Origin of the sequence: Streptomyces sp. NPDC057963, from assembly GCF_042887155.1 — a bacterium.
Classification (GTDB): domain Bacteria; phylum Actinomycetota; class Actinomycetes; order Streptomycetales; family Streptomycetaceae; genus Streptomyces.
Map to the genome: position 1 here is coordinate 520,596 of NZ_JBHVPX010000004.1, position 21,218 is coordinate 541,813.

Consider the following 21,218-nt stretch of genomic DNA (forward strand, 5'->3'; position numbering starts at 1 on the left):
AGCAGGGCGTGCGGCCGGGAGGGGCAATCGTGCGCGACGCGTCTGGGGGCTTTGGCGATGGACCCGACACACCGGGGGCCGGAAGAGTTCGGCCGGGACAACGACGGCATCGGCGAGGCGGCCGGCCGACGGCGGCCGTCACGCGATCCACTGGCTCCGGATTTCGGTCAGCAAACGCCGCAGCAGGCGCGCGTGGTCCGGCTCATATCGGGCGACTACCTCCTCACCGTCAACCCGGTCGACGGCAGCGAGGTCGAGCTGTGCCCGCCGGGGGAGCGGCCCGACCCGCCGTCCCGGCGCACCGCCGCCGAGCGCGCCGACCGGGAACGCGCCACCGCGCCACCCGTGCCACCGGGGCCGCCCGCCCCGCAACTGCCTCTCCTGGAGCGCGCGGAAGAACGCGAACGGCTGGCGCGCCTGCTGGCCCGCGGCCGTTCGGTGCGGCTCACCGGGCCCGCCGGATCCGGCCGTACGGCCCTGCTGAACGCCGTCGCCGCCGACTGCGCGGACCTCGCACCGGACGGAGTCGTCCGGCTCTGCGGCCACAAGCGGACCGCCACCGACCTGCTGCACGGGCTCTACGAGGCCGTCTACGACGCACCGCTGCACCGGCCCGACCGCACCGGGCTCCTCGAAGCGGTCCGGGGCATCGGCGCCGTCGTCGTACTCGACGACCTGGAGTTCGGCGGTGCCGCCCTGGAGGAGCTGCTCGACGCCACGCCCGAGTGCGCGTTCGTGTTCGCGACGACTCCGGACGTCGCCGCACCCACCGCGGACTCGTACCTCGAAGAGGTCTTCCTCGCGGGCCTCGGCCGCGGCTCGTCGATCGAGCTGCTGGAACAGGTCGTCGAGCGTCCGCTCACCGACGAGGAGGCCAACTGGGCGGGCGACCTCTGGTTCGAGTCCGAGGGGCTGCCGCTGCGCTTCGTCCAGGCGGGCGCCCTGCTGCGCCAGCGCGACATGGCGCGCAGCGACCCCGAGGCGTACGGCGGCCCCGACGCCCGGTCCGTCGAGGCGCCCTTCGGGCACGACGAGGACACCGACGGCGTGCACATACCGCTGCCGAGCCTCGGTGAGGGCGCGGCGCCCGCCCCGCTGCTCGCCTCGCGGCTGAGCGGACCCGCCCGCGACACCCTGCGCTTCGCGGTCGCACTCGGCGGCGAGGTGCCGCACCAGGCGCACCTCCCGGCGCTCGTGGGGGACACCCACGCCGACGCCGCGCTCGGCGAACTGGCCGGCTGCGGACTGCTCTCCCCGGCCGGTCCCCGCTACCGGCTGGCCGCCGGAGTCACCGCCCAGCTGGCGGCCGCCGGATACGGCGACGACAGCACCGACCGGGCCCGGACGGCGGCCCAGCACTACGCCTGGTGGGCCGGGCATCCCTCGGTCACACCCGCACGGGTGACCGCCGAGGCCGACGCCGTCGTCGCGGCCATGGCACAGCTCGTCCCCGGCGACGGGGCGGGGCAGACCAGCGCCGCCGTGCTGCTGGCCCGCAGCGCCTCTCCCGCCTTCGCGGCCGGACTGCACTGGGGCGCCTGGGAGCGGGCCCTGCGGCTCGGCCAGGAGGCGGCCAGGATCGCCGGAGAGGTCGCCGAAGAGGCGTACTTCCACCACGAGTTGGGCGTCCTGGCCCTCTGCACCGGCAATCCGGACCGGGCCAGGGCGGAGCTGGAGACATCGATCAGCATGCGCGGGGCGCTCGCCGACAAGTCGGGTGCGGTGGCCGGACGGCGCGCGCTCGCCCTGGTCGCGGACCGCTCCGGTGGCCCGCTGCCGGGCGTCCTCGCGCCGGTGGGCGACGAGGTACCGGTCCCGTGGCCCGAAACGGCGGTGCGGCCGCCCGCCGGGCCGACGCCGCCCGTGGCACAGACGTTGTCGCGGTCGTACGCGGACGCCACCGTGGTGATGGCGAAGCAGAGCGGCCCCGGTGCCGCCGGAGGCGCGCGGGGAGGCCGGCTCGCGGTACTGGGCAAGGCCCGTCGCAATCTCGTCGCGGCGTGCGCGGGCGTGCTCCTGGCCGGTGTGCTCGGCACGGTGGTGGTCCTGGGGCTGACCTCCGGCGACGGCGGTGCCCAGGGGGATCCGGGTGTCACGACCGAGGAGTCGGCGGACCGGGGCGACAGCGGGGACGAGACCCCGGCCGACGGGCCGACCGACGGTTCGGCCCCCGCCGATCCGGCGTCCAGCGGCGGCGAAGCGACGCCGGGCCCGTCGGGCAGCGAGGCAGCGCCGAGCGGGAGCGGTACGCCGTCCACCGGCTCGACGGAGCCGGGCGGCACCCCCTCGTCGCCCCCGCCGTCCAGCGACAAGCCGTCGCCGACGAAGCCGCCCACGTCGCCCGGGCCGACGAGGCCCACGCCGACGAAGCCGAGCAGCCCGACTCCGAGCCCGACGGACACCGGCTCCCCGACCCCGACGGAGACGGAGACGGAGCCCGAGCCGACCTCACCGGACACCTCCGACTCGGCGAGCGGGCCCTCCTTGTCGTCCTCACCGTCGGCGGCCGCGAGCGCGGACAGCGGTCCGGCGGTGGCCTGACCGCCCCGCAGACGCCGAAAGCCGAACGCCGGACGTGGTGTGCACGTCCGGCGTTCGGCGTCCGGGGAAGTCCGGAAGAGTTCAGGAGTCCGGAGGGGCTCAGAGAAGTCGCAGAGGTCAGAACAGCCGCAGCTTGTCGTCCTCGATGCCGCGCATCGCGTCGTAGTCGAGCACCACGCAGCCGATCCCGCGGTCCGTCGCCAGGACCCGCGCCTGCGGCTTGATCTCCTGCGCCGCGAAGATCCCCTTCACGGGGGCGAGGTGCGGATCGCGGTTGAGCAGCTCCAGATAGCGGGTCAGCTGCTCCACGCCGTCGATGTCGCCGCGCCGCTTCAGCTCCACGGCCACGGTCTGCCCGTCGGCGTCGCGGCACAGGATGTCGACCGGTCCGATGGCGGTGAAGTACTCCCGGCGGATCAGGGTGTAGCCCTCGCCGAGTGTCTCGATCCGGTCAGCGAGCAGCTCCTGCAGATGTGCTTCGACGCCGTCCTTGATGAGGCCCGGATCGACGCCCAGCTCGTGGGAGGAGTCGTGGAGGACCTCCTCCATCGTGATGATCAGTTTCTCGCCCGCTTTGTTCACCACCGTCCAGACGCCCGCGGTGTCGTCGGCGCCCTCCTTGAGGGTGCAGGGCGGTGACATCCAGTTGAGGGGTTTGTACGCCCTGTCGTCGGCGTGGATCGACACGCTCCCGTCCGCCTTCACCAGGATCAGACGGGGAGCGGAGGGCAGGTGGGCCGTGAGCCGGCCGGCGTAGTCCACGGAGCAGCGGGCGATGACGAGACGCATGGTCGGCAACGCTACTCGACGACGGGTGCTCCACGCGATTCTCCCCTTCCTTCCGCGACCGCCCGGACCGGGCCCCATCGGGCTTGCCCCTCTTTGCTCCCCTTCGTTATTGGCCGGTTGTGTTCCCAATCTCCTGGTGCGGCCGTGACTGCGCCCTTACCGTGTAAGCAGGAGGTCGCCGTCTGTGCACGCTGCGTCGCCGTCCTCCTTCCCTGCCCGTAAGGCCCCGGCCCGTCGTCGGGGTCGCGAGAGGAGAACCCATGTCGCTCGACGTCTCACCGGCGCTGTTGGAACAGGCCGAGCGAGGCGAGGTCGACGAAGCCGACTTCGTCGACTGCGTCCGGACCTCCCTGCCCTACGCATGGGAGATGATCAGCTCTCTGGTGGCCCAGCTGAAGGTCGACGGCGGAGAGTTCGCCGACAATCAGACGCCCCCGCCGGACGAGCAGGCACGTGGTCAGCTGCTGCGCGCGCTGGCGAGTGATGCCATACGCGGTGCTCTGCAGCGGCACTTCGGGGTGCGCCTGGCCTTTCAGAACTGCCACCGTGTCGCGGTGTTCCCGCTGGACGCCTCGGTCGACGAGCGTCTGGCCCGGTTCACCTCGGTGCGGGGCCAGTTGCTCAATCAGTCGCCCGAACTGCGGGACTGTTAAACGCTTCTGCTGCCGCTCCGGGCCGCAGGAGGTGCAACTGGCTCCGGGGCGGCAGCCCCCGTACCTCTCACCACGTGTCAAGTGAGCAGCGGCAGTACTTCGGTGCCCAGCCGCGCCACGTTCTCCTCCGTGGCCGTCAGATCTCCCGAACCCTCCGCCAGGAGCGCGAAGCGGGTGATGCCTGTCCGCTCGGCGGTGGCCGCGAGCCGGTCGGCCGCCAGCCGGGGCGGGCCCACCGGATGAAGGCCGCACAGCAGCTCCGTGTAGGCGACCGGGTCGCGCATCACCCGGTGCCGGCCGTCGACCGTCACATGGGCGTCCAGGCCCTGCCGCAGCCAGCCGGGCATCGCCTTCACGAGCGTCTCCACGGCGTCCTCGGCACGGTCGGCGATCTGGACCACCCCCGCGGACACATGTCCGGCCTCCCGGACGCTTTCGGGCGAACGCCCCGCGGCGAGCGCGGTGGAGCGCCACAGGGCGATCATCTCGGCCTTCTCCTCGTCCCCGCAGTGCATCCCGAGGAGCATCGGCAGACCGTTCTGCGCGGCGAGCCGCACCGTCTTCGGCGAGGTGCACGCGACGACCACCTCGGGGCCGCCGGGGCTCTCGGCGCCGTCCCGGCCGAGCAGCTCGTCGGCCCGGGGGACCACCGCCACCTCGCGGAAGCCGTACCGCTCGCCGTTCCCCGCGACCCGGGGCTCGGTCAGCCAGTCGAGCAGCAGCTCCAAGGACTCCGGGAAGCCCTTCTCGTACGCCTCCAGGCCCCCGCCGAACACCTCCAGGTCCACCCAGGGACCGCCCCGGCCGACGCCGAGCGTGAATCTGCCCCCGCTGGTGAGATGGAGCAGCGCGGCCTGTTCGCCGAGCGCGACGGGATGCTGGGTCGGCAGCACGCTCACCGCCGTGCCCACCCGGATTCTCCGGGTGCGGCCGAGCAGCAGCGCGGCCAGGGTGACGGCGGACGGGCAGACCCCGTACGGCACGAAATGATGTTCCGCCAGCCAGACCGAGTCGAGGCCGGATTCCTCCGCGACCTCGGTGGACCGGATCGCGCGGTCCAGCGCTTCCCCCGGCCCCTGTCCCGGAAACTGGGCTGCCAGTACGAACGTTCCCACACGCATCGCCAATTGCCTCCTTGCGGCTGACGCGGCTCTCCCCTACCCGCAACAACGTCTGACACGTGCCAAAGGCACGGTCCGGTCGCAGGTTGTTGCGATTTTCCGGTAACTCACCCCGCCCGGGAGCGGCCCCGTGCGGTGCCGGACGCGGGGCTCCGCCGAATGGCCCTACGCTGGACGGAAACTGTCCAGCCTGCCCCGTGAGGTGTCACGTGTCCCCGCGCCGCAACCGCCCCCGAGGCGGCGAGAGTCCCTACGACAGCCCGGCGGAGCCGGGGGCCCGGTACGGCGGTGGGGGGCGCACCGAGGAGTGGCGGGGCGAGGAGTGGTCGGTACGCCCGGTGAGCGGCGCGAGCGCGGCCGGCAAGCGCTACCGCTGCCCCGGCTGCGACCAGGAGATCCCGTCCGGCGTCCCGCACCTGGTGGCCTGGTCCGAGTACGGCGGGATCGACGACCGCAGGCACTGGCACAAGGCCTGCTGGAACGCGAAGGACCGCCGCACCACGCAGGTGCAGCGGTCCAGGAACGCTCCGCGCCACTGAGCCCGGGGACGGGCCGGGGCGGCGCCACCCGTCCCGGGCGCCGTCGGCGCCCGGTCAGACGTCGCGGTTCTCCAGCGTGACGTACGCGCCGAGCATGGCCGCGGCCGTCACCCCGAGCATGATCCACAGCGGGTCCCAGCCGGTCGGTCCCGACCCGGTGACCGAGGTGCTGTAGAAGGCGCTGAGCTGACTGGGGATCGAGTACTCGAAGAGCGCCTCCCGCAGGCCGGACAGCGAGTCCGCGAACATGAACATGGCCAGCACCAGCGGAAGCAGCACCACCCCGATCATGATCGTGATCGCACCCGCGGAATGCCGGATGAGCGTAGCGACGGCCAGCGAGAGCAGCCCCAGCGTGGCGAGGTAGAGGCCGACGCCGACCGTGGCCCGCAGCCATTCGCCCCCGGTGGGCGCCGTGCCGTCCAGCATCGCCGAGTGCAGCGCGGCGACCACCGAGGTCACCAGGGTCGTGAGGGTGAAGGTGAGCAGGAAGAAGACGATCGCCTTGGCGGTCAGCACCCGGGCACGGCTGGGGCAGGCCGTCAGCGTCGTACGGATCAGGCCCGTGCCGTACTCGGAGGCGATCGTCATCACGCCGAGCGTGATCACGCAGATCGAGCCCAGCAGCACGCCGAAGAAGCCGAAGCTCAGCTTCGGGACGCTGCCGATGTCGGCGTCGGTCACGGTGAGCAGGACCGCCGTCATCACTCCGAAGCCGAGGAGCAGCACGATCATGACGCCGAGCGTCCACATCGTGGAGCGCACCGAACGGATCTTGGTCCACTCGGAGGCGAGCGCATCGCCGAGGGTGGCGCGGCGCAGCGGGATCGGTGAGGCGTAGAGCCCGGCCGGTGCGTCCTGCCAGTTCTGCTGCGGGGCCGGGGCCGGCTGGTACGGCGCCCGCGGGGGCGGCGGTGTCGTCATCGGGCGTCCTCGCTGGTCTCGCTCTTGGTCAGGTCTGCGGGGGCCGCGACCGGGGCCGCCGGGGCTTGCGTGTAGGGGTTCTGTCCGGGCGGCGGCGGGGCGTACCAGCCCTGCTGGGGCATCTCCGGGACCGGCGGCTGTCCGTACCCGGGCGGCTGCCCGTAGCCGTCCGGCACCGGCTGCTGGAGCCCGGCCTTCTGGTCCGCCGTCGAGCGGTAGTCCACGGCGCCCTGCGTCATCCGCATGTACGCCTCCTCCAGCGAGGCCTGGTGCGGCGAGAGCTCCCACAGCCGGACGTCCGACTCATGGGCCAGATCGCTGATCCGCGGCAGCTGCAGACCGGTGACCCGCAGGGCCCCGTCCGGCTCCGGCATGACCTGGCCGCCCGCCTCGGTGAGCGAGGCCGTCAGCTTCTCCCGCTGATCCCGCGCACCGTCCGCGACCCGCACCCGGGCGAAGTCGGCCGAGTTGGCGGAGATGAAGTCCGTGACGCTCATGTCGGCGAGCAGCTGCCCGCGGCCGATCACGATCAGATGGTCGGCGGTCAGCGCCATCTCGCTCATCAGATGGCTGGAGACGAAGACCGTGCGGCCCTCCGACGCCAGTGTCTTCATCAGATTGCGGACCCAGAGGATGCCCTCGGGGTCGAGGCCGTTGACCGGCTCGTCGAAGAGCAGCACCTGCGGGTCGCCGAGCAGCGCCGCCGCGATACCGAGCCGCTGGCCCATACCGAGCGAGAAGCCCTTGGACCGCTTGCGCGCGACATCGTGCAGACCGACGACGCCGAGCACCTCGTCGACCCGGGCGGCCGGGATGCCGGCGAGCTGGGCGAGCGAGAGGAGGTGATTACGGGCGCTGCGCCCGCCGTGCACCGCCTTCGCGTCCAGCAGCGCACCTACCTGTCGTGGGGCGTTCGGCAGGCTGCGGAACGGGTGGCCGCCGATCGTGACGTGACCGGAAGTCGGTCGGTCCAGGCCCAGCATCATGCGCATGGTGGTGGACTTGCCCGACCCGTTGGGACCGAGGAACCCGGTGACGGCGCCCGGCCGCACCTGGAAGGAAAGGTTGTATACGGCCGTCTTCGCACCGTAGCGCTTGGTAAGGCCGACTGCCTCGATCATGCTCCAGCCCCATCGACTTCTGTCTGTCGTCGGGGCACGGGCCGTCCGGCCGCACACCCCCGTAAGAGTTAGGAGGATATCCAGGCATTGACGGTTCCGGCCAAGTCGTCACGGGAGCGCATCGCCTCCGTGTCGGAGCGGACGGGGTGCTTCCGGTGCCAGGCGTGCGCCCCGGGAGCACCCCGGTCACGCGTCGCGCTTCTTCAGTACGAGATAGCCGCCGATCAGCGCGGCGACCACCCAGGCGAGCAGAATGCCGAGCCCGCCCCATGGCCCGTACGGCGCGGGATTGCCGCGCATGGCGTTCGGAACCACCTGCATGATCTTGGACCCGGCCTGGTCGGGGAAGTAGCGGGCGACCTTCTTCGCGCCCGGGACCGCCGACAGGATCTCGGAGACCAGGAAGAAGAACGGCATCAGGATGCCGAGCGACAGCATGGAGCTGCGCAGCATCGTCGCCACGCCCATGGAGAAGATCCCGATCAGGCCCATGTAGATGCCGCCGCCGACGACCGCGCGCAGGACGTTCTCCGCGCCGATGCCCGTGCCGTGATCGCCGAGGAGCGCCTGCCCCAGGGAGAACGAGACGAAGCTGGTGACGATGCCGACCACCAGGGCCAGCACACCGGCCACCGCGACCTTGCTGAAAAGGAACGCACCGCGCTGCGGTACGGCCGCCAGCGAGGTGCGAATCATGCCCGAGCTGTACTCCGTACTGACCACCAGCACACCGAAGACGACCATGGCCAGCTGGCCGAGGACCATGCCGGAGAAGCTGATGAACGTCGGGTCGAAGGTGGCCCGCTGCTCCACGGGGAGGTCGTTGAACTGGGCGTTCATCAGGGCACAGAGCGCCGCGCTCATGGCGACGGTGACGGCGAACGCGGCGATCAGGGTCCAGACGGTCGACGAGACCGTACGGATCTTGGTCCACTCGGAGGTCAGGACCGCGGGTACCGATGCCATGGTCGTCACACCCCCTGTCCGGTGCCGGAGGGGGTCTGCCGGTCGTACACGTCGCCCCAGTGCGGACCCACGGGCGGCGGCGCCTCGGTGAGCTCCGAGTGCGCGTGGTATTCCACGGAATCCGCTGTCATCTGCATGAACGCTTCCTCCAGGGAGGCCCGCTGGGAACTCAGCTCGTGCAGCACGATCTGGTGCCGGGCGGCGAGCTCGCCCAGTGCCTCGGTGGTCGAGCCGTCGATCTCCAGCGTGCCGTTCCCCGTCTCGACCACGACCAGCCCCTCCTCGTGCAGCACATCGCGAAGCCGTTCCTGCTGCGGGGAGCGCAGCCGTACGTAACTGCGGGAGTTCTGATGGATGAAATCGGCCATCGAGGTGTCGGCGAGCAGCCTGCCCTGACCGATCACGATCAGGTGGTCCGCGGTGAGAGCCATCTCGCTCATCAGGTGCGACGAGACGAAGATCGTCCGGCCTTCCGCGGCCAGCGCCTTCATCAGATTGCGGATCCAGTGGATGCCCTCGGGGTCGAGGCCGTTGACGGGCTCGTCGAAGAGCAGCACCTGCGGGTCGCCGAGGAGCGCGGCCGCGATGCCCAGCCGCTGGCCCATGCCGAGCGAGTAGCCCTTCGACTTCTTCTTCGCCACCGCGGTCAGGCCGACGGTGTCCAGCACCTCCGCGACCCGGCTCTCCGGGATGCGGTTGCTCTGGGCGAGACAGAGCAGATTGTTGTACGCGCTGCGCCCGCCGTGCATCGACTTGGCGTCCAGCAGCGCCCCGATGTACTTGAGGGGTTCCTCCAGGTCGCGGTAGTGCTTGCCGTCGATGCGCACCGAACCGCTGGTGGGGTTGTCGAGATCGAGCATCATCCGCATCGTCGTGGACTTGCCCGCCCCGTTGGGCCCCAGAAAGCCCGTCACCATTCCGGGTCTGACCCGGCACGAGAGCCGGTCGACGGCAACCTTGTTGCCAAAGCGCTTGGTGAGGCCATCAAGCTCGATCATGCGTTCACGCTAGAACGGCCGCGCGCCCGGCGCCACCACAGGGGCGGAACCGGGCGCGCAAGAGGTACGGGTCGCGTACGGCTGCGGTACTCCGGGGTCAGCGGGTCTGCTGAGCCGGAACGCCGCGGGTGACGGGCTCGTCGTCGGCGGGGGAGCCGGCGGCGGCCACGGCGGCACCGGTCAGCGTCGCCAGCATCTCGCGGACGTTGGTCAGCTGGGCGTTGATCGAGTCGCGGCGGTTGGTGAGCGCCGCCAGCTCGCGCTCCGATTCGCTGCGGATCCGGTCGGCCTTCGCGTTCGCGTCGGCCACGATGTCCTCGGACTGGCGCTGCGCGGTCTCCACCGTCTGACGGGCCCGGCGCTCGGCGTCCGTGCGGAGCTTCTCGGCCTCCAGGCGGAGCTGCTCGGCGCGGTGCTCGATCTCGGCGAGGCGCTTCTCGGCCTTGGCCTGACGGGACGCGAGGTCGCGCTCCGACTGGTCGCGGCGCTTGGCCAGGTTGGTCTCGAAGTCCGCGGCGGCCTGGGCGGCCTTGGCGCGGGTCTCCTCGAAGAGGGCGTCCGCCTCCTCGCGCTTCTGCGCGGCGTCCTTCTGGGCGTCCGCACGCAGCGTGCCGGCCTCACCCTTGGCCTTCTCGACGATGCGAACGCCCTCGTCCTCGGCCTTCGCCTTGCGGTCGGCGGCGAACGACTCGGCGTCGTTGCGTACCTGCTGGGCGGCCGACTCGGCGAGCTCGCGGTGCTGCTCGGCGGCGCGACGGGCCTCCTCGCGCAGGTCCTTCGCCTCCTCCTCGGCCAGGCGGAGAATCTTCTCCACTCGGGCGCCGAGACCGGCGTACGACGGCTCCGCGTCGCTCACCTGGGCCTGGGCGTTCTGCGTTTCGAGGTGGAGCTCCTCGATGCGCTTTTCCAGCGACGTGATGCGGGCGAGAGCACTATCACGATCGGCGACGAGCTTGGTAATGCGGTCATCCACCTGACCGCGGTCGTATCCACGTCGCACGAGCTCGAAGCCGAAGGGGGAGGAAGGGTCGCTCATGGGGTTCCTGTCGAATGAGACCGGTGAGGTGTTAGAGGGAATCCTAGGGGCCCGGACGGCGTGTCACCGAGCGGATGCCCGTTTGATCTGGAGAATGACACCCCTTTTGAGTGGCTGACCCCCGTAACTCTTGCCACTCGGAGGGTTGAACGTTCCTGACGAAGCACGGGAGATGACAGGGCGACTACCCGTCGGACGACTTGCCACTCGAACGAGTGCCTGCCGAGGCCCCTGCCTTGACGCCGCCCGCGGAACCGCCACCGCCCTTGCCGCCACCGGCCGGTGTCTCGAACGACTCCAATGCCTCCAGCACGTCCTGGACGCGGGAGATCTCGGTGTTGATGTCCGCGCGCCGGCGCACCAGCAGATCGAGTTCGCGCTTGCCCTCGTCCACCATGCGCTTCGCCTCGGCCTCGGCGTCGGCCCGCAGCTTCTCGGCCTCGCGGACCAGCGTGGCCTTCTTCTGCTCGGCCTCCTTCAGCAGCGACTCGGCCCGCTTCACGGCGGCGATCCGGACCTTGCTCGCCTCCGAATTCGCGTCCGCCAGCAGCTCCTTGGCCTTGGCCGCCGACTCGTCGCGCTGCTCGGTCGCCGCCTTCATCAGGTTGTCGACGCGCTCGCCCGCCGTCTTCATCTGCTCGGACGTCTCGCGCCGGGCCCGGTCGTGGAGCTCCTCGATCTCGCTCTCGATCCGGGTCCTGAGCTCCTCGGCCCGCTCCCGGATGGCCGTGGCGTCCCGGCGCGCGCCGACCAGCAGCTCGTCCGCGTCCGTACGGGCGTGCTCCACCAGGGAGTTGCCCTCGACAGTCGCCTCCGAGGTGATCCGCACAGCTTCCTTGCGGGCCGCGCCGACCATCGTGTCGGCCTGCTCCTCGGCCTCGGTGGCGGCGCGCAGCGCCTCCTCCTGGGCCTTGTCGACGAGCTGGTCCGCCTGCTTGGCGGCATCGGCACGGCGCTTCGCCGCGGCCTCCCGCGCCTCGTCGAGCAACCGGTCGGCCTCCTCGCGGGCCTGAGTCCGCATCAGCTCGGCTGCCGCCTCCGCCTCGGCGCGCACCCGCTCCGACTCCTCGCGGGTACGGGCCGCGTGCTCCTGCGCCGAGCCGACGGTGGCCGCCGCCTCCGCGCGCAGCCGCTCGGCCTCGTCGGCGGCCTCGTCCGTCGCCCGGAGCGCGTGCTGCTTCGCCTCGTCGACCAGCCCGTTCGCCTGCTGCGTCGCCTCCTCGACGAGCAAGGCGGCCTGCTGTGCCGACTCCGTGCGGATCCGCTCGGCCTCGCTCGTCGCCTCGCCGACCAGCCGGTCTGCCTGGGTTGCGGCATCCGAACGCATCCGGTTGGCGTCCTCGCGTGCCTCGGCCCGGCTCCGCGCCGCGTCCTGCTCGGCGGAGGCCAGCGCGTCGGAGGCCTCGGTACGCATCCGCTGGCTGTACTCCGCGGTGTCCGCGCGCAGCCGCTCCGACTCGGCGATCGCGTCGGCGACGGTCCGTTCGGCCATCGACTTCGCGGCTTCGGACTCCTCCTGCGCCTCCCGCCGGATCCGGGCCGCGTCCTCGCCCGCCCGCTCGCGCTCGGCGTGCGCGTCGGTGCGGACCCGGTCCGCCTCCTCCTGCGCCTCGGACTTCGTCCGCTCCGCGACATGCTCGGCGGTGGAACGCAGCCCGGCGATCTCCGCCTCGGCCTGCTCCTGAAGCCCGCTGACCGAATCCCGTACCTGCTGGGCGGTCTGCTCGGCCGCCGAGACCAGCTCGGTCGCCCGGCTGTCCGCCTCCTCGACCAGGCGCTGGGCCTCGGCCTGCGCCTCCTCGACCCGCTTGCGGGCGGAGGCGAGCAGTTCCTCGCTCTGCTCGCGGGCCCGCTCGCGCTCCTGGTTCGCCTCGGTGCGCGCCGCGTCGAGGGTCTCCTCGGCCGCCCGGCGGCGCCGGTTGGCCTCCTCCTGCGCGGCGGCCAGCGCCTCGGCCGCCTCCGCGCCCACCCGCTCCGCGGCGGCAGCGGCCTCGGTACGCACCCGGTCGGCGCTCTCCTGCGCCTCGGACTTGAGGCGTTCCGCCTCGGCGCTCGCCTCACCGCGCAGCCGTACGGCGGTGGACTCGCCCTCCGCACGCGACCGCGACGCGTCCGCCGCGGCCTCGTCGCGCAGCCGCTCCGCCTCGGTCTCCGCCTGCTCCCGCAGCGTCCGCAACCGCTCGGCGGCCTCCGCGCGCAGCCGCTCGGACTCCTCGTTCGTCTCGCGCCGGATGCGCTCCGCCTCGGCGCGCGCGTCCGTGAGCTCCTGCTCGGCGGTGGTGACCCGGGTCTCGGCCTCGGTGTGCAGCCGGGTCAGCTCCTCGGCGGCCTCCGCCTGCCGGGCGCCGACCGCCCGCTCGGTCGACTCGCGCAGCTCCGCCGACGCCTGCTCGGCCGCCGTGGTGGTGGACCGGGCCTGCTCCTCGGACTCGGTACGCAGCTCCTCGGCCTCGGCGCGGGCGCGCTCCAGAGCCTCCTCGGCCTGCTTGCGCAGCGCGCCGGCCCGTTCGGTCGCCTCGGTACGGACCCGCTCGCTCTCGGTGCCCGCGGTGGAGCGCAGCTCCTCGGCGTCCGCCTTCGCCTTGGCCAGCAGCTCCTCGGCGGTCTTCGCGCCCTCCTCGATCTGCTGGACGGCCTCGCGGCGGGCCTCGCCGCGGATCCGCTCGCCCTCGGCGACCGCCTCCGAGCGCAGCTGCTCGGCCTCGCCGCGCAGCCTGCGCGCCTCCTCCTGCAGCTCGACCGTCTTGGCCCGGTACTCCTTGGTGTCGTCCTTGGCCGCGCCCTTGAGCTGATCGGCCTGCTCGGCGGCCTCACCGCGCAGCCGGTCCGCCTCGGCCTCCGCCTCACGACGGATCCGGTCGGCCTCCTCGCTCGCCGCCCTGGTGGTGGACTTCGCGTCCTCGGACGCCTTCGTCAGCACCTCCTCGGCGGACCTGGCGGCCTTGGCGAGCTGGGCCGCGGCGTCCTCGGCCGCCGCCGTGCGGGCCTGCTCGGACGCCTCGGACCGCAGCCGGTCCGCCTCGGCACGGGCGTCGGCGAGCGCCTGCTCGGCCTCCGCCTTGAGGGCCTCGGTGTCCTTGGTGGCCTCGCCGACCAGGCGGGCGATCTCCGACCTGGCCGTACGGGTGCGCTGCTCGTTCTGCGACTCGGCGGCGGCCAGCCGCTTGACGGCGGCCTCCTTCGCCTCGCCGGTGACCTTCTCGGCCTCCAGCCGGGCCTCGCGCAGCTGGGTCTCGGCCTCCTGCATGCGCTGCTCGGCGGCCCGGTTCAGCTCGGCGGTCCGCTGCCGGGTCTGCTCGGTCTCCGCCGTCGTCGACGTACGCAGCTGCTCGGCGTGGCTGGTGGCTTCCTGCGCCTGGCTGGAGGCGGTGTTCAGCAGCCGCTCGGCGTCCTTGCGGGCGCGCAGCAGGAGCGACTCCGCCTCGGCACGGGCCGACTCGGCCTCGGAGCCGAGCCGCTGCCGGGTCTCCTCCGCCAGCCGGCCCGCCTCGGCGCGCGCCGAGGCCAGCGACTGCTCGGCCTCGGCACGGGACTCCTCCAGCAGCCGGCGGGCCTGGGACTCCGTCCTGGCCCTGAGCTGCTCGGCCCACGCGACGTTCTCGTTGACATGGGACTCGACGGTCTGGCGGCGCTCGGCCAGCTCCTGGTCGAGCTGCTGGCGCCGCTGCACGGCCTCGTTGTGCAGCTCGGCCTGGAGCCGCGCCTGGTGCTCGGCGTGCTCCTGAAGGATCCGCTGCGTCTGCGCACGGGCGTCACGGAGCTCCCGCTCGGCGTCCGTCCGCAGCTGCTCGGCCTGGATCTGGGCATTACGGAGCAACTGCTCGGCCTGGTAGCCGATGTCCGCGCTGTCGTAGGCGGGACGGTTCGCGAGATTGCGCCGAGCCTCGTGCAGCTTGGCGCGCAAGACCTCGACCTGGTAACCGAGGTCCTCGGCGTGCTGGACGGCCTTCTCCCGGTCGGTCTTCAGCCGGTCCATCTCGGCTTCGAACCGCGAGAGGTGGTCGTCGTCAGCTCGGTGGCTCTCCTGGCGTTCGTAGCCCCGCACTGCGCGGTCCCATCCGTCCCCTGGTCGCAACTCTCCAACGAGTACCGTTCGCCGGCGAACGGTCCCCCGGGGAATGGTGACAGATCAACGGCTGAGGACGCGGCGCGGCCCCGACCCGGCCCCGGCCCGGAACCGCCCACTCTACCGGGCCAGGTATCCGGAGGTCAGTGCTCCGCTGCGGACGTGACCAGTTCGGTGAGGACGCCGTGGCAGTCCTTGGGGTGCAGGAAGGTGATCCGGGACCCCATGGACCCGGTCCTGGGCTCGTCGTACAGCACCCTGACCCCCTTCTCCCGGATGTCCGCCGCGTCGGCGTCGACGTCTGCGGTGCCGAAGGCGATGTGGTGGACGCCCTCACCGTTCTTCGCGAGCCACTTGCCCACGGCCGAGTCCTCCCGGGTCGGCTCCAGGAGCTGGAGGTAGGAAGCGCCGCCGTCGGACGTATCGTTGATCTTGAGCATGGCCTCCCGCACACCCTGCTCCTCGTTGATCTCGGAGTGGAACACCTCGAACCCGTAGGTCGCGCGGTAGAACTCGACGGTCCTGTCCAGGTCGAAACAGGCGATCCCGATGTGGTCGATTCGCGTCAGCATGGAACCAGTGCAGCGCCACACGGATGGTTACGCAACGTGCGCGCCATCACACCCGCTGCCGGATGACGGGCGAGGTACCGCTCAGTACATTCATGTAAACCCTCGTTCACTCCTCATCCCAAGGGGCTGCGCCACATGTCAGGAACGACCGGTACCACCTCAGTGATCGTCGCGGGCGCGCGTACGCCCATGGGCCGCCTCCTCGGCTCGCTGAAGAGCTTCTCCGGGGCCGACCTCGGCGGCTTCGCCATCAAGGCCGCGCTGGACCGGGCCGGCATCGGCGGCGACCAGGTCGAGTACGTGATCATGGGCCAGGTGCTGCAGGCCGGTGCGGGCCAGATCCCGGCGCGCCAGGCCGCGGTCAAGGCGGGCATCCCGATGAACGTGCCCGCGCTCACGGTGAACAAGGTGTGCCTGTCCGGGCTCGACGCGATCGCCCTCGCCGACCAGCTGATCCGCGCCGGCGAGTTCGACATCGTCGTCGCCGGCGGCCAGGAGTCCATGACGAACGCGCCGCACCTGCTCCCGAAGTCCCGCGAGGGCTACAAGTACGGCGCGATCGAGATGCTCGACTCGATGGCGTACGACGGTCTGACCGACGCCTACGAGAACATCCCGATGGGCGAGTCCACCGAGAAGCACAACTCCCGCCTCGGGCTGAACCGCGCCGACCAGGACGAGATCGGCGCCCTCTCGCACCAGCGCGCCGCCGCGGCCCAGAAGAACGGCATCTTCGAGGCCGAGATCACCCCGGTCGAGATCCCGCAGCGCAAGGGCGACCCGGTCCTCTTCTCCAAGGACGAGGGCATCCGCCCGGACACGACCGCGGAGGCCCTCGGAAAACTGCGCCCGGCCTTCACCAAGGACGGCACGATCACCGCGGGCACCTCCTCGCAGATCTCCGACGGCGCCGCCGCGGTCGTCGTCATGAGCAAGGCCAAGGCCGAGGAGCTGGGCCTGGACTGGATCGCCGAGATCGGCGCCCACGGCAACGTGGCGGGCCCGGACAACTCGCTCCAGTCGCAGCCGTCCAACGCCATCAAGCACGCCCTGAAGAAGGACGGCCTGGAGGTCGCGGACCTCGACCTCATCGAGATCAACGAGGCGTTCGCGGCGGTCACCGTCCAGTCCATGAAGGACCTCGGCGTCACCCCGGACAAGGTGAACGTCAACGGCGGCGCCATCGCGCTGGGGCACCCGATCGGCATGTCCGGCGCCCGTGTGGTGCTGCACCTGGCGCTGGAGCTGAAGCGGCGCGGCGGCGGTACCGGGGCGGCGGCGCTGTGCGGCGGCGGCGGCCAGGGCGACGCGCTGATCATCCGCGTCCCCCGGTAGGAACCGGCGGGGCCCGGTCAGGAACGGCTCGGGCGAGCCGTACGTAGTACGTGGTACACGCAGAGCACGCAGCGAGCGAACGGAGCGGTGATGGTGGACGTCCCCACCCTGGTGGAGCAGGCCCGTGCGGGCCGGCCGAGGGCCGTGGCCCGGCTCATCTCCCTGGTGGAGGGGGCGTCGCCGCAGCTGCGCGAGGTGATGGCGGCCCTGGCGCCGCTGACGGGCAACGCGTACGTCGTCGGCCTGACCGGTTCGCCCGGTGTCGGCAAGTCGACCTCCACGTCCGCGCTCGTCTCGGCGTACCGGCGGGCGGGCAAGCGGGTCGGCGTTCTGGCCGTCGACCCGTCCTCGCCGTTCTCCGGCGGCGCGCTCCTCGGCGACCGGGTCCGGATGTCGGAGCACGCCTCCGACCCGGGCGTCTACATCCGCTCCATGGCCACCCGCGGACATCTGGGCGGCCTCGCCTGGTCGGCACCCCAGGCGATCCGGGTGCTGGACGCGGCGGGCTGCGAAGTGATCCTGGTGGAGACGGTCGGCGTCGGCCAGTCGGAGGTGGAGATCGCCTCCCAGGCCGACACCTCCGTCGTCCTGCTGGCGCCCGGCATGGGCGACGGCATCCAGGCGGCGAAGGCCGGAATCCTGGAGATCGGCGATGTGTACGTCGTCAACAAGGCCGACCGTGACGGCGCCGACGCCACCGCGCGCGAGCTCAACCACATGCTGGGCCTCGGCGAGTCCCGGGGGCCGGGCGACTGGCGGCCCCCGATCGTGAAGACGGTCGCCGCCCGGGGCGAGGGCATCGACGAGGTCGTCGAGGCGCTGGAGAAGCACCGCGCGTGGATGGAGGAGCACGGCGTGCTCGCCGAGCGGCGCACCGCCCGTGCGGCCCGCGAGGTCGAGACGATCGCGGTCACGCGGCTGCGCGAGCGCATCGGCGATCTGCACGGCGACCGCCACATCGGCGCGCTCGCCGAACGCATCGTGGCGGGCAGCCTCGATCCGTACGCGGCGGCGGACGAGCTGGTGGCGGGTCTCACCGGGGCGTAGCGCCCCCTCCCCGGGTCGGCTCGGGGGCCGGAACCGGTGGCGGCGTGCGGGCCGCTCCCGGGACCGTCCGGAGGCCGTGGCGCGGGCCGGGGCCTGCTCGGGCCTTCGGGGCGCTCCGGGCCGCTCGGGCTGACCGAAGCGCCGGGGACTCCTCGGACTCGTCACGCCTCCACGTCCCCACGTCCCCACATACTGATCTCTGTTCGCGCCTCCGGCCACGCACGGCCCGTCCGGGCCCCGGAACCGCTTCCGGGCATGCCCGGTCGCGGACACGCACGCCGTGGAATCACCGGCGAGCACGTCCTCACATGGGACCGGGCGTGGGACGACCCGGCCGCCGAGGCAGCGCCGGCCTTCGCCGACGGCCGGCGCGTCGCGACAAAGTCCTTGCCGCGGCCGGGTTCAGCGCGGTCGCCGTCGACCTGTCCGCCGCCGGGGAGACGCTCGGGGCGCGGCAGCTGTTGACGGGATGGCCGGACGGCGGCAGACACCGGCGCGATCCGGCGCACATCTCTTCCTCGCGTGGGGAGACGCCGTCTTCCTGGCGTTCGAGGACGGTACGGTCCTGTGGGGCTACGCGCCCTGCCCCCAACGGCGGGCCGGTGCTCAGTCGTCATCCCGGTCGTGGTCGTCGTGGTCGTCGTGCTCCCCGTCGTCCGACCGGTCCACCGTCACCTTGCCCGTGCTCGCGTCGACGTCCAGCTCGTGCCGCTTGCCGTCCTTGCCCCGGACGTCGACGTCCCAGTGCGGTGCGCCGCCGCCCCGGCCGTCGTGGTCGTCGTCCAGTTCGACCGACGTCACCGTCCCGGGCGTCGCCCGGAGTGCGGCGTCGACGGCCGCGTCCAGCGGGACGGCGGGCGACCGGGGGGCGTGCCGGTCGCGGCCGTGGTGGTCGTCGTCGGAGGTGTGCCTGCCGAGCACCGCGCCGTTTCCCGCGTCCACCGTCACGTCGTGCCGGACCTTGTCGGAACCGTGCACATCGAGCTCCCAGACCAGCCGGCCGTCCTCGTCGTCCAGCTCGGCCTCGGTGACCGTCCCCGGGACAGCCCCGACGGCGGCCGCGACCGCGTCGCCGACGGTGACGCGCGCGGTGCCGCCGCTCGCCGCGCTGCTCCTGGTGTCGCGGTCGCGGCCGTCGCCGTCCGCGAGGGCGACCGCCGTGGCGGCGCCGCCGCCGGCGAGCACGGCCGCGGTGACGGCGGCGATGACGATCTTGCGCTTCATGAGGGTTCCTCCCCGATCGGGTGGCCGGTGTCGACCTGGACCACCTTGCCGGGGGGATGCTGAACGCAGCCTGAAGCCACCTGAAGCCGCCTTCAGGTTCGGTTTGCGACCCTGTGCGTATGCGCCTGTTGATCGTGGAGGACGAGAAGCGGCTGGCGATGTCCCTGGCCGGGGGACTCACCGCCGAGGGCTTCGCCGTGGACGTCGTGCACGACGGTCTCGAAGGGCTGCACCGGGCCGCCGAAGGGGTGTACGACCTCGTCGTCCTCGACATCATGCTGCCCGGGATGAACGGCTACCGGGTCTGCGCCGCCCTGCGCGCCGCCGGCCATGAGGTGCCGATCCTGATGCTGACGGCGAAGGACGGGGAGTACGACGAGGCGGAGGGCCTGGACACCGGGGCCGACGACTACCTGACCAAGCCCTTCTCGTACGTCGTCCTGGTGGCCAGGATCCGCGCGCTGCTGCGGCGCCGGGGCGGCCGCACCGCCTCGCCGGTGGTCACCGCCGGCACTCTGCGCATGGACACCGCCGCCCGCCGGGTGCATCTCGGGCCGGCCGAAATCGCCCTCACCGCCAAGGAGTTCGCGGTGCTGGAGCAGCTGGTGCTGCGGGCCGGGCAGGTGGTGAGCAAGGCGGACATCCTGGAACACGTCTGGGACTTCGCCTACGACGGAGACCCGAACATCGTCGAGGTGTACGTGAGCGCGCTGCGGCGCAAACTCGGCGCCGCGGCCATCCGCACGGTGCGCGGCGCCGGATACCGGCTGGAGGCGCTGTGAGGTCGGTACGGGCCAGGGCCGCGCTCGGAGCCACGGTGGTGGTGGCCGTGGCACTGATCGGCGCCGGGCTGGCCGTACTCCTCGTCCTGCGCGCCAACCTCACCGACCAGGCGGGGCTGCAGGCCGAGGTGGTGGCCCGCGAGGTGGCCGGGCAGCTGGCCCTCGACGTGCCGTACGACCGGCTGGAGACGCACGACGAGGAGGACCACCCGGTCCAGGTGACCGACGAGGACGGACGCGCGGTGGCCGTATCCAAGGACCTGGAGGCGATCTCCGGGACCGGCACGGATCAGGTCGCGCCGGTTCCGTCCCCGGCCGCGGGAGGCGCGACCGGTTCCGGTCGCGACGACGGCGACGACGATGACGACGGCGACGACAGTTCCTCCGGTCGCGGCGGTGACGACCGCGCCCCCGGCCGCGGCGAAGTCGACTCCGGGGAGCCGGACTTCGGCAACGGCACCGCCACCGTCGACGGCGACACGGCCGACTACCGCTTCGCGTCCGTGCGGGCGACCACCTCCGCCGGAGTGACCCTGACCGTCCACGCGGGCGCCCCGCTGGCCGCCGAGCAGGAGGCGGTGGGCAGCGTGCGCGGTGCGATGCTGACCGGGCTTCCGCTGCTGCTGCTCGTCGTCGCCGGGGTGACCTGGCTGGTGACCCGTCGGGCGCTGCGCCCGGTCGAGGGCATCCGGCGCGAGATGGCCGCGATCACCGCGTCGGAGGATCTGAGCCGGCGGGTGCCCGAGCCCGGTTCGCGCGACGAGATCGCCCGACTGGCCCGTACCACCAACGAGACCCTGACGGCCCTGGAGGGATCGGTGGACCGGCAGCGGCGCTTCGTCGCCGATGCCTCGCACGAACTGCGCAGCCCGATCGCCTCGTTGCGCACCCAGCTGGAGGTGGGTGCCGCGCATCCGGAGCTGCTGGACGTGCCGGGCGCGGTCGCCGACACGGTGCGGCTGCAGGCGCTGGCGACCGATCTGCTGCTGCTGGCCCGGCTGGACGCGGGGGAGCGGCCCGGCCGTACGACGCTGGACCTGGGCGCGCTGGTCCGCGAGGAGGTCGCGCAGCGCACCGGCGGCCGGATGGTGCCGACGGTGTCCGTGCCGGACTCCGGTGTGTTCGAAGTGGCCGGCTCCCGCGGGCAGTTGGCGCGGGTGATCGGCAATCTGCTGGACAACGCCGAGCGCCATGCGCGCAGCGCGGTGACGGTCTCGGTGCGTAGCGGGCGGGGCGGCGTGGTCGTCGCGGTCACCGACGACGGGGCGGGGGTGCCGCCGGAGGAGCGCGAGCGGATCTTCGAACGTTTCGCACGCCTCGACGACGCCCGTTCGCGGGACGAGGGCGGCGCCGGACTCGGCCTCGCCATCGCCCGTGACGTCGCGGTCCGGCACGGCGGCCGGCTGTCGGTGGACGGTGCGCGGGAAGGCGGCGCGCGGTTCGAGCTGTGGTTGCCGCCCGCCGGCTGAACGCCGCCCCGCCGCAGGTCACCCGCCGAGCCGTG

General features: G+C 72.5%; 17 protein-coding genes. 7 read left to right on the forward strand and 10 right to left on the reverse strand.

Annotated features, from left to right (window positions below; translation table 11 throughout):
* Positions 1-57: 57 nt before the first annotated feature.
* Positions 58-2,541, forward strand: coding sequence for an ATP-binding protein (locus tag ACFVT1_RS12655; RefSeq protein ID WP_389794501.1), 2,484 nt, complete (start codon positions 58-60; stop codon positions 2,539-2,541).
* 117 nt (positions 2,542-2,658) lie between these two features.
* On the opposite strand, the gene nucS is transcribed toward ACFVT1_RS12655, so the two are convergent.
* Positions 2,659-3,330: an endonuclease NucS gene (gene nucS, locus ACFVT1_RS12660; RefSeq protein WP_389794502.1), complete on the reverse strand. Its 672-nt coding sequence runs from the start codon at positions 3,328-3,330 to the stop codon at positions 2,659-2,661.
* A gap of 260 nt (positions 3,331-3,590) precedes the next feature.
* Between nucS and ACFVT1_RS12665 the strand changes: the two genes are divergently transcribed.
* Positions 3,591-3,983, forward strand: a complete 393-nt coding sequence (locus ACFVT1_RS12665; protein ID WP_030971516.1) for an SCO5389 family protein — start codon at positions 3,591-3,593, stop codon at positions 3,981-3,983.
* A gap of 77 nt (positions 3,984-4,060) precedes the next feature.
* Here the strand turns inward: ACFVT1_RS12665 and ACFVT1_RS12670 are convergent, their stop codons facing one another.
* Positions 4,061-5,104: an LLM class flavin-dependent oxidoreductase gene (locus tag ACFVT1_RS12670; RefSeq protein WP_389794503.1), complete on the reverse strand. Its 1,044-nt coding sequence runs from the start codon at positions 5,102-5,104 to the stop codon at positions 4,061-4,063.
* 209 nt (positions 5,105-5,313) lie between these two features.
* On the opposite strand from ACFVT1_RS12670, the gene ACFVT1_RS12675 reads away from it, so the two are divergent.
* Entirely contained in the window at positions 5,314-5,643 is a 330-nt protein-coding gene (locus ACFVT1_RS12675) for an ATP/GTP-binding protein (protein ID WP_389794504.1), read from the forward strand.
* A 54-nt stretch (positions 5,644-5,697) separates the two neighbouring features.
* Here the strand turns inward: ACFVT1_RS12675 and ACFVT1_RS12680 are convergent, their stop codons facing one another.
* The 7 genes from ACFVT1_RS12680 to mce form a co-directional block, all read right to left on the reverse strand.
* Positions 5,698-6,567 (reverse strand): ABC transporter permease subunit, encoded by an 870-nt coding sequence (locus ACFVT1_RS12680; RefSeq protein WP_389794506.1) that lies wholly within the window; start codon positions 6,565-6,567, stop codon positions 5,698-5,700.
* Positions 6,564-7,688, reverse strand: coding sequence for an ABC transporter ATP-binding protein (locus ACFVT1_RS12685; RefSeq protein ID WP_389794507.1), 1,125 nt, complete (start codon positions 7,686-7,688; stop codon positions 6,564-6,566). Before ACFVT1_RS12685 ends, ACFVT1_RS12680 begins: the two co-directional genes overlap by 4 nt.
* A gap of 186 nt (positions 7,689-7,874) precedes the next feature.
* On the reverse strand, positions 7,875-8,654 hold the full coding sequence (locus ACFVT1_RS12690; protein ID WP_389794508.1) for an ABC transporter permease subunit: 780 nt from the start codon (positions 8,652-8,654) through the stop codon (positions 7,875-7,877).
* 5 nt (positions 8,655-8,659) lie between these two features.
* Positions 8,660-9,652, reverse strand: a complete 993-nt coding sequence (locus tag ACFVT1_RS12695; RefSeq protein ID WP_389794509.1) for an ABC transporter ATP-binding protein — start codon at positions 9,650-9,652, stop codon at positions 8,660-8,662.
* Between the two features lie 97 nt (positions 9,653-9,749).
* Positions 9,750-10,688: a cellulose-binding protein gene (locus ACFVT1_RS12700; protein WP_389794510.1), complete on the reverse strand. Its 939-nt coding sequence runs from the start codon at positions 10,686-10,688 to the stop codon at positions 9,750-9,752.
* 184 nt (positions 10,689-10,872) lie between these two features.
* Positions 10,873-14,733 carry a polarized growth protein Scy gene (scy, locus tag ACFVT1_RS12705; RefSeq protein WP_389794511.1) on the reverse strand — a complete coding sequence of 1,287 codons (3,861 nt, stop codon included), beginning with the start codon at positions 14,731-14,733 and terminating at the stop codon, positions 10,873-10,875.
* A gap of 164 nt (positions 14,734-14,897) precedes the next feature.
* Positions 14,898-15,326: a methylmalonyl-CoA epimerase gene (mce, locus tag ACFVT1_RS12710; RefSeq protein ID WP_389794512.1), complete on the reverse strand. Its 429-nt coding sequence runs from the start codon at positions 15,324-15,326 to the stop codon at positions 14,898-14,900.
* Between the two features lie 135 nt (positions 15,327-15,461).
* Here mce and ACFVT1_RS12715 point away from each other — a divergent pair, with 135 nt between their 5' ends.
* Both ACFVT1_RS12715 and meaB read left to right on the forward strand, forming a co-directional pair.
* On the forward strand, positions 15,462-16,661 hold the full coding sequence (locus tag ACFVT1_RS12715) for an acetyl-CoA C-acetyltransferase (RefSeq protein ID WP_362204730.1): 1,200 nt from the start codon (positions 15,462-15,464) through the stop codon (positions 16,659-16,661).
* Between the two features lie 90 nt (positions 16,662-16,751).
* Positions 16,752-17,708: a methylmalonyl Co-A mutase-associated GTPase MeaB gene (gene meaB / locus ACFVT1_RS12720; RefSeq protein WP_362204733.1), complete on the forward strand. Its 957-nt coding sequence runs from the start codon at positions 16,752-16,754 to the stop codon at positions 17,706-17,708.
* A 606-nt stretch (positions 17,709-18,314) separates the two neighbouring features.
* Here the strand turns inward: meaB and ACFVT1_RS12725 are convergent.
* Positions 18,315-18,932, reverse strand: coding sequence for a PepSY domain-containing protein (locus tag ACFVT1_RS12725; RefSeq protein WP_389794513.1), 618 nt, complete (start codon positions 18,930-18,932; stop codon positions 18,315-18,317).
* Between the two features lie 119 nt (positions 18,933-19,051).
* Here ACFVT1_RS12725 and ACFVT1_RS12730 point away from each other — a divergent pair, with 119 nt between their 5' ends.
* Together ACFVT1_RS12730 and ACFVT1_RS12735 are read left to right on the forward strand one after the other, a co-directional pair.
* The gene (locus ACFVT1_RS12730; protein ID WP_389794514.1) at positions 19,052-19,714 is read left to right on the forward strand and encodes a response regulator transcription factor; all 663 of its coding nucleotides are present in this window, start codon (positions 19,052-19,054) and stop codon (positions 19,712-19,714) included.
* Complete coding sequence (locus ACFVT1_RS12735; protein ID WP_389794516.1) at positions 19,711-21,183, forward strand: ATP-binding protein; 1,473 nt, start codon at positions 19,711-19,713, stop codon at positions 21,181-21,183. Before ACFVT1_RS12730 ends, ACFVT1_RS12735 begins: the two co-directional genes overlap by 4 nt.
* Positions 21,184-21,218: the final 35 nt, after the last annotated feature.

What these genes read in the sequence shown, in the direction of transcription:
- ACFVT1_RS12655 (WP_389794501.1), top strand. Translation starts at nt 58, where the DNA reads ATGGACCCGACACACCGGGGGCCGGAAGAGTTCGGCCGGGACAACGAC.
- nucS (WP_389794502.1), bottom strand. Translation starts at nt 3,330, where the DNA reads ATGCGTCTCGTCATCGCCCGCTGCTCCGTGGACTACGCCGGCCGGCTC.
- ACFVT1_RS12665 (WP_030971516.1), top strand. Translation starts at nt 3,591, where the DNA reads ATGTCGCTCGACGTCTCACCGGCGCTGTTGGAACAGGCCGAGCGAGGC.
- ACFVT1_RS12670 (WP_389794503.1), bottom strand. Translation starts at nt 5,104, where the DNA reads ATGCGTGTGGGAACGTTCGTACTGGCAGCCCAGTTTCCGGGACAGGGG.
- ACFVT1_RS12680 (WP_389794506.1), bottom strand. Translation starts at nt 6,567, where the DNA reads ATGACGACACCGCCGCCCCCGCGGGCGCCGTACCAGCCGGCCCCGGCC.
- ACFVT1_RS12685 (WP_389794507.1), bottom strand. Translation starts at nt 7,688, where the DNA reads ATGATCGAGGCAGTCGGCCTTACCAAGCGCTACGGTGCGAAGACGGCC.
- ACFVT1_RS12690 (WP_389794508.1), bottom strand. Translation starts at nt 8,654, where the DNA reads ATGGCATCGGTACCCGCGGTCCTGACCTCCGAGTGGACCAAGATCCGT.
- ACFVT1_RS12695 (WP_389794509.1), bottom strand. Translation starts at nt 9,652, where the DNA reads ATGATCGAGCTTGATGGCCTCACCAAGCGCTTTGGCAACAAGGTTGCC.
- ACFVT1_RS12700 (WP_389794510.1), bottom strand. Translation starts at nt 10,688, where the DNA reads ATGAGCGACCCTTCCTCCCCCTTCGGCTTCGAGCTCGTGCGACGTGGA.
- mce (WP_389794512.1), bottom strand. Translation starts at nt 15,326, where the DNA reads ATGCTGACGCGAATCGACCACATCGGGATCGCCTGTTTCGACCTGGAC.
- ACFVT1_RS12715 (WP_362204730.1), top strand. Translation starts at nt 15,462, where the DNA reads ATGTCAGGAACGACCGGTACCACCTCAGTGATCGTCGCGGGCGCGCGT.
- meaB (WP_362204733.1), top strand. Translation starts at nt 16,752, where the DNA reads ATGGTGGACGTCCCCACCCTGGTGGAGCAGGCCCGTGCGGGCCGGCCG.
- ACFVT1_RS12725 (WP_389794513.1), bottom strand. Translation starts at nt 18,932, where the DNA reads ATGAAGCGCAAGATCGTCATCGCCGCCGTCACCGCGGCCGTGCTCGCC.
- ACFVT1_RS12730 (WP_389794514.1), top strand. Translation starts at nt 19,052, where the DNA reads ATGCGCCTGTTGATCGTGGAGGACGAGAAGCGGCTGGCGATGTCCCTG.